This window comes from Kitasatospora sp. NPDC051170, from assembly GCF_044455705.1.
In the GTDB taxonomy this organism is placed as follows: Bacteria; Actinomycetota; Actinomycetes; order Streptomycetales; family Streptomycetaceae; genus Kitasatospora.
In genome coordinates this window covers 471,840-485,364 of the sequence record NZ_JBITFA010000001.1, presented here as the reverse complement: position 1 = coordinate 485,364, position 13,525 = coordinate 471,840, and the positions used below count along the sequence as shown (strand labels likewise).

9 protein-coding genes are annotated in these 13,525 nt (G+C 73.9%); 7 read left to right on the top strand and 2 right to left on the bottom strand.

Going from position 1 to position 13,525, the window contains the following annotated elements:
- Positions 1 to 59: 59 nt before the first annotated feature.
- Positions 60 to 2,264: a potassium-transporting ATPase subunit KdpB gene (gene kdpB / locus ACIBCA_RS02185; protein ID WP_396280871.1), complete on the bottom strand. Its 2,205-nt coding sequence runs from the start codon at positions 2,262 to 2,264 to the stop codon at positions 60 to 62.
- A 601-nt stretch (positions 2,265 to 2,865) separates the two neighbouring features.
- On the opposite strand from kdpB, the gene ACIBCA_RS02180 reads away from it, so the two are divergent.
- From ACIBCA_RS02180 to ACIBCA_RS02170, 3 genes are all read left to right on the top strand, one after another.
- Entirely contained in the window at positions 2,866 to 3,687 is an 822-nt protein-coding gene (locus tag ACIBCA_RS02180) for an SDR family NAD(P)-dependent oxidoreductase (RefSeq protein ID WP_396280870.1), read from the top strand.
- Between the two features lie 27 nt (positions 3,688 to 3,714).
- The gene (locus ACIBCA_RS02175) at positions 3,715 to 3,786 is read left to right on the top strand and encodes a 50S ribosomal protein bL37 (protein WP_396281227.1); all 72 of its coding nucleotides are present in this window, start codon (positions 3,715 to 3,717) and stop codon (positions 3,784 to 3,786) included.
- Positions 3,787 to 4,042: 256 nt separating this feature from the next.
- Complete coding sequence (locus ACIBCA_RS02170) at positions 4,043 to 5,539, top strand: hypothetical protein (protein ID WP_396280869.1); 1,497 nt, start codon at positions 4,043 to 4,045, stop codon at positions 5,537 to 5,539.
- Positions 5,540 to 5,647: 108 nt separating this feature from the next.
- On the opposite strand, the gene ACIBCA_RS02165 is transcribed toward ACIBCA_RS02170, so the two are convergent.
- Positions 5,648 to 6,628: an NAD-dependent epimerase/dehydratase family protein gene (locus ACIBCA_RS02165; RefSeq protein WP_396280868.1), complete on the bottom strand. Its 981-nt coding sequence runs from the start codon at positions 6,626 to 6,628 to the stop codon at positions 5,648 to 5,650.
- A gap of 189 nt (positions 6,629 to 6,817) precedes the next feature.
- Here ACIBCA_RS02165 and ACIBCA_RS02160 point away from each other — a divergent pair, with 189 nt between their 5' ends.
- The 4 genes from ACIBCA_RS02160 (at position 6,818) to ACIBCA_RS02145 (ending at position 13,464) form a co-directional block, all read left to right on the top strand.
- Positions 6,818 to 7,792: a MerR family transcriptional regulator gene (locus tag ACIBCA_RS02160; RefSeq protein WP_396280867.1), complete on the top strand. Its 975-nt coding sequence runs from the start codon at positions 6,818 to 6,820 to the stop codon at positions 7,790 to 7,792.
- Complete coding sequence (locus ACIBCA_RS02155) at positions 7,789 to 9,111, top strand: cryptochrome/photolyase family protein (RefSeq protein ID WP_396280866.1); 1,323 nt, start codon at positions 7,789 to 7,791, stop codon at positions 9,109 to 9,111. Before ACIBCA_RS02160 ends, ACIBCA_RS02155 begins: the two co-directional genes overlap by 4 nt.
- Before the next feature lie 36 nt (positions 9,112 to 9,147).
- On the top strand, positions 9,148 to 10,635 hold the full coding sequence (locus ACIBCA_RS02150) for an SDR family oxidoreductase (protein WP_396280865.1): 1,488 nt from the start codon (positions 9,148 to 9,150) through the stop codon (positions 10,633 to 10,635).
- 312 nt (positions 10,636 to 10,947) lie between these two features.
- A complete protein-coding gene (locus ACIBCA_RS02145; RefSeq protein ID WP_396280864.1) occupies positions 10,948 to 13,464 on the top strand; it encodes a collagenase in 2,517 nt (838 codons plus the stop codon).
- The last annotated feature ends 61 nt before the right edge of the window (positions 13,465 to 13,525 follow it).

Here is a 13,525-nt window from a genome sequence, read left to right as displayed (position 1 = left end):
GGGCGGGTGAGGCGGGAGGGGTGGCGCCGGGGGCGTCCTCCCTCCGAGGGCGCCCCCGGCTACCCGAGGCCGGGGACGAACTGGATCAGCAGGTCGATCGCCTTGATGCCGAGGAAGGGCAGGATCAGCCCGCCCAGCCCGTACACCCGCAGGTTGCGGCGGAGCAGGTCGGTGGCGGAGGCGGGCTGGTAGCGCACGCCGCGCAGGGCGAGGGGGATGAGGGCGACGATGATCAGGGCGTTGAAGATGATCGCGGAGGCGATGGCCGAGGTGGGGCTGTGCAGGCCCATGATGTTGAGGTGGTGCAGGCCGGGGTAGGCGTCGGCGAACATCGCGGGGATGATGGCGAAGAACTTGGCGACGTCGTTGGTGATCGAGAAGGTGGTCAACGCTCCTCGGGTGATGAGGAGTTGCTTGCCGACGCGGATGATGTCGATCAGCTTGGCCGGGTTGGAGTCCAGGTCGACCATGTTCCCGGCCTCCTTGGCGGCCGGGGTGCCGGAGTTCATCGCGACGCCGACGTCGGCCTGGGCGAGGGCGGGGGCGTCGTTGGTGCCGTCGCCGGTCATGGCGACCATGTTCCCGGCGGCCTGTTCGCGGCGCAGGTGGGCGAGTTTGTCCTCGGGGGTGGCCTCGGCGAGGAAGTCGTCGACGCCGGCCTCCTCGGCGATCGCCTTGGCGGTGAGCGGGTTGTCGCCGGTGACCATCACCGTGCGGATGCCCATCCGGCGCAGTTCGGCGAAGCGTTCGGCGATGCCCTCCTTGACGACGTCCTTCAGCTCGACGACGCCGAGCGCCCGCGCCCCGTACCGGTCGTGGACGGCGACGAGCAGCGGGGTGCCGCCGGCTTCGGCGATCCGGTCGACCAGCGGCTTGGCCTCCATGGGCAGCCGCCCGCCGTTGTCCACCACCCAGCGGGCGACGGCGGTGGCCGCGCCCTTGCGGATCAGGCAGGTGACGCCGTCCGGCCAGCTGAGGTCGACGCCGCTCATCCGGCTGTGCGCAGTGAAGGGGACGGGCTGCTGGGTGCCGAGCTCGCCGGGCTCCCGTGGTGGCACCCAGTACTGACGGTTCGTCAGTTCGACGAGTGAGCGTCCCTCCGGTGTCTCGTCCGCGAGGGAGGCCAACTGGGCGGCCTCGGCGAGCTGTTCGACGCTCGCGCCGGGCAGCGGGTGCAGGGCGACGGCGCGGCGGTTGCCGTGGGTGATGGTGCCGGTCTTGTCGAGCAGCAGCACGTCGACGTCCCCGGCGGCCTCGACGGCGCGGCCGGAGAGGGCGACCACGTTGCGCTGGACGAGCCGGTCCATGCCCGCGATGCCGATGGCGGAGAGCAGGGCGCCGATCGTGGTGGGGATGAGCGCGACCATCAGGGCGACCAGCACGATGGTGGTCTGCGGCGCGTGCGCGTAGATCGCCATCGGCTGGAGGGAGGCGACGGAGAGCAGGAAGACGATGGTGAGCGAGGCGAGCAGGATGTTCAGCGCGATCTCGTTCGGGGTCTTCTGCCGGTTCGCGCCCTCGACCAGGCTGATCATGCGGTCGATGAAGCTCTGCCCGGGCCGGGAGGTGATCCGGACGACCAGGTGGTCGGAGAGCACCTTCGTACCGCCGGTGACGCCCGTGCGGTCGCCGCCGGACTCGCGGATGACGGGCGCGGACTCGCCCGTGATCGCCGACTCGTCGACGCTCGCGACACCCTCCACCACCTCGCCGTCGCGCGGGATCACCTCCCCGGCCGGCACCAGCACGATGTCGTGCAGCATCAACTCCTCGGCGGGGAGCACCTCGTGGCGGTGGTCCCGGGTGCCGACCCGCCAGTGCAGCAGCCGCCGGGCCGTCGTCCCGGCCTGGGCGGCGCGCAGCGAATCGGCCTGCGCCTTTCCGCGCGCCTCGGCGACGGCCTCGGCGAGGTTGGCGAACAGCACGGTCAGCCAGAGCCAGAAGGAGATCACCCAGGCGAACACGCTGGGGTGGAGGACGGCGCTGATCGTGGTGAGCGCGGAGCCGGTCTCCACCACCAGCATCACCGGGTTGCGCATCATCGTGCGCGGATGGAGCTTGCGGACGGCGGCGGGCAGCGCCTCGGCCAGCTGCCGGCGGGTGATCAGCCGGCGGCGGCCCTGGTGCGCGGACGGCCGATGGCTGGGCGGCGGCTCGGGCGCGGGGGTTGCGGGAGTCGCGGGAGTCGGCGTCGGGCGGCGGAACCAGTTCTGCTGCTGGTCGCGGGTGGTGTCCGGTGTTGAGGTGAGGGCCGAACGGCGCATCGTCTCGGGGAACCTTCCGGGCCGCCCGGGGAACAGGGCGGCGGTTCGGGGAGCGTCGGGGAACGCGGCACAGCGAAGCACCGGATTCCCGCGAGACGTACGCCTCTTGACGGCGGCTTGGCGCGGGGCGCGGCTTCCTTGACAGCTCCCTGACACCTGCCGAACGCGTGTTCACGGGCGGGCGTCAGGGATTCGTCAGGGCGGCCGGTTCGGCTTGCCCCGGGCCTCGGGGGAGGGCTTGGATGAGGGACATGCACCGCTCGACACGCCACCACGACCGCCCGCCGCATAGCCGGCCGCGGATCGTCGCTGTCGCGGTCGCCACCGCCGTCCGGTAGGACCGAGCTCCTTCCCGCCGGTCGCGTGCACGGGCCAGGCTCCGTTCGCCGTCGCCCGTGCCGATCACCGCCGTCCGTCCCCCACCCCGATCGGCTCCGAGGGCGGGGGACGGGCGAGCGTTCTCATCGCACCACCTCTCGCACCACCTCTCGCATCACCTCGCGCATCACCTCACTCGCGCACCGGCGGCCCCGGAGGCGTGCGGCTCCGTGCCGTCGCGCCCCCGCACCCCGTCGGTGCCCTTTCCACCCTTGGATGGGTCATGTCCGACGCTGTTCTGTCCGCCCGCACCGCCCTCGTCACCGGCGCCTCCTCCGGCATCGGCTGGGAGACCGCCCGGCTGCTCGCCGGGCACGGCGCGACCGTGCTGGTGCACGCCCGTACCACCGCCGAGGCGGAGGACGCCGTCGAGCGCCTGGTCGCCGCGGGCGCCCGGCGCGACCAACTCGTGGAACTGGCCGCCGACTTCACCCGACTCACCGAGGTCGCCGTACTGGCGGGCACCGTCGTCAAGCACTACCCGGCGCTGGACCTGCTGGTGAACAACGCCGCCGTGGTGGCGCCCGAGCGCTGCACGCTCACCGAGGACGGCAACGAAGTCTCCCTCCAGGTCAACTTCCTCGCCGCGCACCTGCTGGCGAAGCTGCTGCGCGCCCCGCTCTCGGCGTCCGGGGACGCGCGGATCGTCAACGTCTCCTCCTCGCTGCACCGCACCGCCTCGATGAACTGGGCGGACCCGCACCGGGTGAAGAAGTACTCGCGGGTCGCCGCGTACGCGCAGTCGCAGCTGGCCCTGACCATGGCGACGGCCGAGATGGCCCCGGCCGGCTCCGGCATCACCGCCGTCTCCCTCAACCCGGGCCTGTGCGACACGGCGCTGCTGCCGCTGTACGGGCGGGTCGGCGCCCCGGCGGCCGAGGGTGCGGAGGCCGTGGTGCGCCTGTGCCTGCCCGGGACGGTCGTCGCCAACGGCGCCTACTTCGACGGCGGCGTCATCGCGCCGACGGCCGCGGTCGCCCAGGAGGAGCGCTCGCTGAAGCGCCTGGCCAGGCTCGCCGACCAGCTGGTCGGCCGGGCCGCCTGAAACCACTCATCGACAGGGAAGAGCCCGATGTCCAAGCGCGCCCGCAAGAAGAAGGCCCGTCGCAGGAAGAAGGCGAACCACGGCCGCAAGCCCGCATAGCGCCCCGGCGCCAATGACGCATCAAGACGGCCCTCACAGGCGTCAAGGAAGCGTCAGAGGAGACGAACGGGCACCCGCCCGAACCTAGTCTCATCTGCGAGGAAACGGTTCGCCGTCCGGGCGTGGGGCCTGACGGCGGACCGTTGCCGAACCCCGACCCCCGGCGGGTTCCTCCGGGGAAGGTTCGGCGGCCAGTGAGAAACAGGGGAGGGGGCGCGCGGCGATGCCATCGGGAACGTCGGGCGGTACGGCAGTCATGGAGAACGAGGCGGCGCCGGAGTCGGCGCCACCGGAGACGGCCGTACCGGTTCCCGAGCCGCGCGCCACCCGTCACCGGCCCGGCCGCGCCTGGCGCAGCCGGGCCTGGTGGAACACCCCGCGCCTGGTGCGCGGGCTCACCGGGCTCTGCCTGGCGGCCCTGCTCGCCGCCGGCACCGCGACCGGCGTCGTCCTGGGCGGCGCCCGGGACGGTACGGACGTCATCGGCCACAGCGCCGCCCCGCAGGTGGTGCGCTCGGCGGACCTGTACTTCGCGCTCAACGACATGGACGCCCAGGCGGCGAACCTGCTGCTGTTCGGCGCCGACCCGGACTACACGACGCCGCGCAAGCAGGCCCTGGACACCTACGAACAGCGGCGCGGCCAGGCCGACACCGACCTGCAGCGCGTCACCGAGGCGGTCGCCGGAGACGCGACCGGCCAGCGGGCCGTGCAGACCGTCATCGGCGAACTCGGCCAGTACGAAGCCCTGGTGGCCCGCGCCCAGCTGCTGGAGGACCAAGCCCACGCCCCGGCTGGCCGCCCCTCGGCGGACGCCCTGACGGCCTACCGGCAGGCCACCGACCTGCTGCGCCAGCGCCTGCTGCCGGCCGTCGACGAGGTCACCAAGACCAACGCGTCCGTCGTGCAGCGCGAGTACACCGACCAGCGCGACGCCCTGGCCGGCGGCTGGTGGACCGTCCTGGCAGCCGGGCTGCTCGCCCTGGCGGCCCTCGGGGCGCTTCAGCGCCTGCTCGCGGTGCGGTTCCGCCGACTGGTGAACGTGCCGCTGGCCGTCACCACCGTGCTCACCCTCGCCGGGCTGGTCACCGCGCTGACGCTGATCTCCCGGGCGGACCACCAGCTGGTGGTCGCCAAGAGCAACTCCTTCGACTCGGTGATCGCCCTCGGCCGGGCACGTGCCGTGGCCTACGACCTCAACGCCGACGAGAGCCGCTACCTCACCGACCCCGCCCGGGCGGCCGCCTACGAGCAGACCTTCCTCGACAAGACCCAGTCCTTCGCCCGGGTCGACGGCGCCACCCTCGCCACGTACGACGACAGGCTCGCCGCGCTGGCCGACCGGCACCGGGCCGACCACGGCCAGGTGGGCTTCGGCGGATACGTGGGCGACGAGCTGCGCAACATCACCTTCCCCGGCGAACAGGACGCCGCGGAGCGGGTGCTCGACGCCTTCCAGCGCTACCAGCGCGACGACCGCCACATCCGCGAGCTGAACGCCCAGGGCAGGATCAAGGAGGCCGTCACCTTCGACACGGGCCTCACCCCGGGCCAGTCCAACGCCGACTTCGGCGTGCTGAGCGCCGCCCTCGACGACAACCAGGCGATCAACCAGCGCGCCTTCGACGCGGCGGTCGCCGCCACCGACGACGACCTCGACGCCGTCACCGCCGGTTTGGGCGCGGCGGCCCTGGCGGCTGCCCTCGCCCTCACCGCACTCGGCGTCCGCTCCCGCCTGCGCGAGTTCGGCTGACCCGCACGCCCGTCGATCGGGGAGGGGCGCGCGGCCGGGCTGGTGCCCGAGCCGTGCGCCCCCGTCAGTGCCGTCGTGAGCCTCTCAGCCTCTCGGCCTCTCAGCGTCTCAGCCTCGTCGCCAGGCGGCGAGGAGCTCGGACTCGCGGGCGGGCGTCAGCGCCTGCGGCAGGGGTTCGAACGTCGGGATGTCCCGGGCCGTGTCGGCCACCGGGCGGAACCGGAGTCCGGTGGCGAGGGCGGCGGCGGGGTCGGCGGCGCTGGTGGCCCGGATCAGCGGGTCGCTGGTCCAGAGGGGGAGGGCCTGCTTGGTGACCCCGGCCGTGTGGAGGAACGCGTCGTCGACCCAGGTCAGGGTGGTGCCGGCCGGGGCGACCGCCGAGGCGACGGCCTCGAGCATGTCCCGCATGGTGAACGGCGGGGGAGTCGCGGCGTGGAAGGCGCCGGACGCGCCCTGTTCGAGGAGGGAGAGCGTCCAGGCGGCGAGGTCCCGGGCGTCGACGACCTGGAGCGGGGCGTCGGACGGGCCCGGGGCCAGCACCTCGCCGCCCCGGGCGAGGCGCTGCACCCAGTGGTCGAAGCGGTGGGTGTAGTCCTGGGGGCCGATCACGTACGTGGGGCGGATCAGCAGCGTGTCGGGCCCGAAGGCGGCCAGCGCGGCCTGCTCGCACCGGACCTTGAGGGAGCCGTACGTGGCGGGGGTGACGGCGTCGGGTTCCGGGCCGTCGGTGGGGAGCAGCGGGGAGTCCTCGGTGAAGGCCGGGGCGCGGGGGTGGTCGTACACGGCCATGGACGAGATCAGCAGGTACCGCCCGGCCGCGCCCGGGTCGAGGGCGGCGGCCAGCCGGCGGACCTGGTGCGGGAAGTAGGCGCTGACGTCGACGGTGGCGTCCCAGGCGCGCCCGTGCAGCAGTGACCGCAGGAGCGACAGGTCGGCGTCGCGGTCGGCGATCAGGTGGGTGGCCTCGGGCAGGAGGTGGGCGCCCGATCTGCCGCGGTGGAGCACGGTGACCTCGTGCCCGGCGGTGATCGCCGCCCGGGCGATGTGGAGGCCGACGAACCTGGTGCCACCCATGATCAGTATCCGCATCCGGTCATGGTGGCAGGGCGGCGCCGATCGGACCATAGGGCATCGGGAGCGGGCCGCGCTCTCCGGGGCCGAAACGCTGCACAAACGCTTCGACTGGGTTCGCTGCCGTGAAACGCTGCACGGTGGAGGCATGCACCGCCCCGGCGGCATTCCCCGAATCCCCGACCTTCCCAGCCACGGGAGGCCAGCATGACGCTCGACCGACTCCCCTCGGAGGAGCCGGGTCTGCCGACCGGTGCCGTGGCCCGGCGGCTCGGGGTCTCACCCACCACGGTCCGCTCCTGGGAGCGCCGGTACGGCATCGGCCCCGCCCGGCGGGCGGCCAGGCACCACCGTCGCTGGAGCCCGGGCGACGTGGCGGTCCTGGAGGCCATGTGCCGCCTGACCGCCCGAGGGGTCCCGCCGGCCGAGGCCGCCGGCGCGGCCCTGGCCGGGCGCGGCGCCGCCGGTCACGACGCCGTCCCGCCTCCGAAGCCCCCGCGGGCCGGACGGGTGCGCCCCGAGTGCCGGGGCCTGGCCCGCGCGGCGGTGCGGCTCGACGCGCCGGAGGTGGCCGGGATCCTGCGGGAGGCGCTCGACGTGCTCGGGGTGGTCGCCGCGTGGACGGAGGTCATGATGCCCGCGCTGCGGGCCGCGGGCCGCCGGTGGGCAGTGGACGGCGAGCAGTACGTGGAGGTCGAGCACCTGCTCTCCTGGCACGTCTCCAGCGCCCTGCGCGGCGTGGCGGTGGGAACGGCCGCCACCCGCCCCGTACCGCCCGTCCTGCTGGCCGCGGCGCCCACGGAACAGCACACCCTCCCGATCGAGGCCACGGCCGCGGCACTGGCCGAACGCGGGCTCCCGTACCGGATGCTGGGCGCGGCCGTCCCGCCGCGCGCCCTGCTCGACGCCGTGCACCGCCTCGGCCCGGGAGCGGTGATGGTCTGGTCTCAGGACCGGCGCAGCGCGGACCGCGACCTGCTGCGCAGGGTCGCTGCCAGTGCCTGGGGCCCGCGCGGCTCACGCGCGGGGGCGGTCCTCGTCGCCGCGGGCCCCGGCTGGTCCCGCCCCCGGCCCCCGGCCGCCACCGCCGCTCCCCGCACGCTCGCGGACGCCGTCGACCTCCTGGAACGGGCCGTCACGGAACCCGCACCACCGCACCGCCTCGAAGGGCCCCTCACGTGACCGTCTCCATCGCCCTGTTCACCCAGGACCTGCGCCTGCACGACAACCCCGTCCTGCACGCCGCGCGCACCACCGCCGACCAAGTCGTGCCGCTGTTCGTGTTCGACCCCGCCGTGGGCGCCGCCGGGTTCGCCGCCCCCAACCGGCTGGCCTTCCTGGCGGACTGCCTGTCGGACCTGGACGCCTCGCTGCGCCGCATCGGCTCCCGGCTGACCGTACGGCGGGGCGAACCCGCCGAGCAGACGGCCCGGGTGGCCGCCGAGACCGGCGCCTCCGCGGTGCACGTCGCCGCCGGTGTCACGGCCTTCGCCGACCGCCGCGAGCAGCGGCTGCGGGCGGTGTTCGGCGAGCGCCTGCACGTCCACGACGCCTCGCTCACCGTCGTCCCGCCCGGCCGGATCACCCCGGCCGGGCGCGACCACTACGCCGTCTTCACCCCCTACCACCGCGCCTGGCAGCAGGCCCCCCGCCGCAGCGTGCTCCCCGCCCCCCGCGCGCTGGACACCCCGGCCGGGGTCGGCAGCGACAGCCTGGTGATCGAGGCGGCCGGGGGCTCGCTCTCGCCCGCCCTGCCGCCCGGCGGCGAGACGGCCGCGCGGGCCCGCTGGCGCCGCTGGGACGTCGACGCCTGCACCGAGGTCCACGACGACCTGGCCGCCGACGGCACCTCCCGCCTCTCCCCGTACCTGCACTTCGGCTGCCTCTCACCCACCGAGCTCACCGCGCACGCCCAGCGCCACGAGGGCGCCGGCGCCCAGGACTTCGTCCGCCAGCTCGCCTGGCGCGACTTCCACCACCAGGTCCTCGCCGCCCGCCCCGCCGCCGCCCACCGGGACTACCGGCCCCGGAACGACCGCTGGCACGAGGACGACAAGGAGGCCGAGGCGTGGCGCCGGGGCCGCACCGGCTACCCGATCATCGACGCCGGGATGCGCCAACTCGCCCACGAGGGCTGGATGCACAACCGCGCCCGGCTGCTCACCGCGAGCTTCCTCGCCAAGTCCCTCCACCTGGACTGGCGCATCGGCGCCGCCCACTTCCTCGCCCTGCTCGTCGACGGGGACGTGGCGAACAACCAGCTCAACTGGCAGTGGGTCGCCGGAACCGGCACCGACACCCGCCCCAACCGCGTCCTCAACCCGCTGCGCCAGGCGGACCGTTTCGACCCGACCGGCGCGTACGTCCGCCGCTGGGTGCCCGAACTCGCCCACCTGCCCGGCCCGTCCGTCCACCGGCCCTGGCTGCTGGACGGCGACTACCCGCCCCCGATCCTCCCGCCGGAGGAGCTGACCACCCGCTTCCGCGACGGCCGCCCCTGACCGGCGGCGCCGCGCGTCACCCGTCGAGGAGGACCCATGGACAGGCCAGGACCGGCGCACTGCCTGGTGACCGGCGCGAGCGGCTACATCGGTGGCCGGCTGGTGCCCGAGCTGCTCGCCCGCGGACATGCCGTCCGCTGCCTGGTGCGCGACCCCGTCCGGCTGCGGGACCAGCCCTGGCGGGCGCGGGTCGGGATCGCCACCGGGGACGTGACCCGGCCCGGGACCCTCGCCGGGGCCTTCGACGGCGTCGACGTCGCCTACTACCTGGTGCACTCCCTGGGCACCGGACGGGCCTTCGAAGCCACCGACCTCGCGGCCGCGCGCGCCTTCGGGGCCGCCGCGGCGGCCGCCGGTGTGACCCGGATCGTCTACCTCGGGGGCCTCGTCCCGGACGGCGTGCCCGAGGCGGACCTCTCGCCGCACCTGCGCTCCCGCGCCGAGGTCGGGCGCGCCCTGCGCGACAGCGGCGTCCCCACGGCCGAGCTGCGGGCGGCCGTGATCATCGGCTCCGGCGGCGCCTCCTTCGAGATGCTCCGCTACCTCACCGAACGCCTGCCCGTGATGGTCACGCCGCGCTGGGTCTCCACCCGCATCCAGCCGATCGCCGTCCGGGACGTCCTGCACTACCTGGCCGGGGCCGCCGAACTGCCGCCCGGGGTGAACCGCGCCTTCGACATCGGCGGGCCCGACGTCCTGACGTACGCGCAGATGATGCACCGCTACGCGCGGATCGCCGGACTGCGGCGGCGCCTCATCCTCCCGGTGCCGGTGCTCACGCCCCGGCTGTCCGGCCACTGGGTCGGCCTCGTGACCCCGGTTCCCGACTCCATCGCCCGCCCGCTCGTCGAGTCCCTGCGCCACGAGGTCGTCTGCGGCGAGCACGACCTCGCCCGCTGGATCCCCGACCCGCCGGAGGGCCTGACCGGCTTCGACCGGGCCGTCACCCTCGCCCTGCGCCGGATCAAGGACGCGGACGTCGCCACCCGCTGGTCCTCCGCCTCCCTGCCCGGAGCCCCCAGCGACCCGCTGCCCACCGACCCCGACTGGTCCGGCGGCAGCCTCTACGAGGACCTGCGCGAACGCACCGTCGCCGCGACGCCGGAGGCCGTCTGGCGGGTGGTCGAGGGCATCGGCGGCGAGAACGGCTGGTACTCCTTCCCCCTGGCCTGGGCCCTGCGCGGGCTGCTCGACCGCCTGGCGGGCGGCGTCGGCCTGCGCCGGGGCCGCCGCGACCCGGCCCGGCTGCGGGTCGGCGACTCCCTCGACTTCTGGCGGGTCGAGGAGATCGAACCGGGCAGGCTGCTCCGGCTCCGCGCCGAGATGCGGCTGCCCGGCCTGGCCTGGCTGGAGCTGTCCGTCACCCCGGACGGGGGCGGCCGCACCCGCTACCGGCAGCGGGCCCTCTTCCACCCGCAGGGCCTGGCGGGCCACGCCTACTGGTGGTCCGTGGCCCCCTTCCACACGGTGGTGTTCGGCGCCATGGCCCGCAACATCGCCGAACGCGCCCGCCGGACGCCCTGACCGCTCCCCCTTCCGCACGGCCGAGGGCTGTCGGTGCCCGGCTCGGTGGGGCGCGGTTCGGCCACTCCTCACGGCTTGCGGGCCCGGGAGGTCGGGGGCGGACCTCCCGACTCGTGGCGCGGAGGGGAGCCCGGTACGTGCGTGGCCGCCCGCCGCCGCAGGTCAGCGTGACGGACGGTCATGTGGCCGAAACAAGCGTGCAATATAACCTGTGACATTGTTCTGATGTCCGGTCGGTGACAGGATCCACGCCAATCTCCTTCACCTCAGCCCGGCCCCACGCCTGGCTGCCCCCTCGAAGAAGGACTCGGCGTGCTCCTGCGTACCAGACTCTCCATGCTCGCGGCCGGCGTCGTCGCCTGCTGTGCCACGGCCACCGCCGTGCTGCCCGCCCAGGCGTTCGCGGCACCCGCCGCCGCCCCGGCCGTACAAGCCCCGCTCGCGACGGCGGGGGCCGAGAACCCCGCCGCGCCCGTCGCCGCCCCGCAGACCCCCGCCCTGATCGGCGAGCGCCTCATGGGCGGCGGACCGGCGGTGGACGGCCCGGCCCGCCCTGACAAGTCCCCTGCCGCGAACCCGAGTTCGAAGCCCGGCCTGGCGGCCGCCGCCGCCCGGACGTGCAGCCCGGCCGACTTCGCCGGCCGCGACGGGCTCGACCTGGTGACCTCGATCATGCGTCAGACCCCGGAGTGCATCCGGAGCCTGTACGACAGCGGCAGCGCCGACCCGAGCATCTTCCGGCAGTCCCGGATGCTGGCCGTGGCCGCCGCCCTCAAGGAGTCCGCGGCCGACTACACCGGCGACGGCGCGACCGGCGTCCAGCAGCTGGCGGTCTACCTCCAGGTCGGCTACTACATCCAGTTCCACCACCCCGTGGAGGCCGGCCCGTACACCGGCGAGCTCACCACCGCCGTCCGGGCCGCCCTGGACGCGTTCTTCGCGAGCACCCACTCGCGCGACGTCACCGCGGGCAACGGCCCGGTGCTCAAGGACGTGGTGTGGCTGACCGACAGCGCCAACGTCCAGGCCGGGTATCTGGGCGCCTACAAGCGCATCCTGGACGGCTACGACAACTCCTACAACGCCGTCCCGACGATGGTCGGCGCCGTCAACTCCGTGCTCCAGTACCCGCTCTGGCGCGGCAACACGAACCCGGACTTCGTCAAGGCGGTCGCCACCGACCCGGCCCTGGCCCACTCCCTCGCCGACTTCGCGATCAAGCACAAGGACCTGATCGGCGGGCCCAACGAGGTCCTCGACACCAACGCGGGCAACGACCTGGCCCGGATGGCCGGCAGCGGCCCGGCCGTCGAGCCCAAGGTCAAGCCGCTGGTCAGGAAGGTGCTGGACGCCGCGCCGCTGCTGACGCCCGCCGCGGCGCTGTACGTGCACACGGCCGTCCAGGCCGCGTACTGGAACCCCGGCCAGTGCTCCTACTACGACATCTGCAACCTGCCCGCCAAGCTGGCCTCGGTCGTCCTGCCGAACCGGCTGGTCTGCGACAACCGCACCCTGCAGGCCCAGGCGCTGTCGGCCGACGAACTGGCCACCGCCTGCGCCAGCCTGCGCAAGCAGGACGCGTTCTTCCACGGCCTCGTCAAGGACGACGGGCCGGTGCCGAACCAGTTCGCGAAGACGGTCACCTTCGGGATCTTCGCCAACCGGGCCGAGTACGTCACCTACTCCTGGGCGATCTTCGGCAACGACACCGACAACGGTGGCGAGACCCTCATGGACGCGACCGACCCGGACAAGCAGGCCGTGACCGTGATGTACCAGAAGTCCTGGAACAACATGGACCCCGCCCGGGTGTGGAACCTCAACCACGAGTACACCCACTACCTCGACGGCATCTACGACATGAAGGGCAACTTCAAGGCCCAGACGTCCGTGCCGAACATCTGGTGGATCGAGGGCATCGCCGAGTACACCTCGTACACCTACCGCGCCGTCACCGACGTCGACGCGATGAACCAGGCCGCCAAGCACACCTACAAGCTCAGCACCATCTTCCAGAACACCTACGACAACTCGGACACCACCCGCGTCTACCCGTGGGGTTACATGGCCGTCCGGTACATGCTGGAGAAGCACCCGGCCGACGTCCAGGCCATGCTGGCCCGCTTCCGCGTCGGCGACTACCAGGGCGGCTACGCGGTCTACAACGGCCTCGGCACCTCCTACGACGCCGACTTCGACGCCTGGCTCACCGCCTGCGCCGCCGGCGCCTGCTACGCCGCCGGCCCGACCGCGCTGTTCGACACCTCGGTGAACGGCGCGACCGTCAGCGTCCAGGAGCGGGCCGTGCAGACCGGGCCCGGCCGGATCGTCTCCTGGCACTGGACCTTCGGCGACGGCACCTCCTCGGACGAGCGCAACCCGAGCCACACCTACGCGGCCGCCGGCAGCTACACCGTCGCCCTGACCGCCAAGGACGACACCGGCCGGATCGCCACCACCCCGACCACGGTCACCGTGACCGCCGCGCCGGCCGCCCTGCCGGCCTGCACCGAGCAGCGCGCCGACGCGATGGGCCGCAACTGCTCGCGCGCCGGCCGCGCCGCGGCTGCCGGGAACACCGACCACCTGTACGTCTACCTCCCGGCCGGGACCACCACCCTGAAGGTCACCACCTCGGGCGGCACCGGCACCGCGCACCTCTACTACAACGCGGGCACCTGGGCCTCGCCGACCGCCTACACGGCCTCCTCCACCGGCACCGGCACCACCCAGTCCCTCACCGTCACCAACCCGACGGCGGGCTACCGCTACCTCAGCCTGTACGCCGTGACGGACTTCAGCGGCGTGACGGTCAGCACCGAGTTCTGAGCCCCTGAAGCGCAGGACTGAGGCACAGGACTGAGGCACAGGGCCGAAGCACAGGACCGAA

What these genes read in the sequence shown, in the direction of transcription:
- kdpB (WP_396280871.1), bottom strand. Translation starts at nt 2,264, where the DNA reads ATGCGCCGTTCGGCCCTCACCTCAACACCGGACACCACCCGCGACCAG.
- ACIBCA_RS02180 (WP_396280870.1), top strand. Translation starts at nt 2,866, where the DNA reads ATGTCCGACGCTGTTCTGTCCGCCCGCACCGCCCTCGTCACCGGCGCC.
- ACIBCA_RS02170 (WP_396280869.1), top strand. Translation starts at nt 4,043, where the DNA reads ATGGAGAACGAGGCGGCGCCGGAGTCGGCGCCACCGGAGACGGCCGTA.
- ACIBCA_RS02165 (WP_396280868.1), bottom strand. Translation starts at nt 6,628, where the DNA reads ATGCGGATACTGATCATGGGTGGCACCAGGTTCGTCGGCCTCCACATC.
- ACIBCA_RS02160 (WP_396280867.1), top strand. Translation starts at nt 6,818, where the DNA reads ATGACGCTCGACCGACTCCCCTCGGAGGAGCCGGGTCTGCCGACCGGT.
- ACIBCA_RS02150 (WP_396280865.1), top strand. Translation starts at nt 9,148, where the DNA reads ATGGACAGGCCAGGACCGGCGCACTGCCTGGTGACCGGCGCGAGCGGC.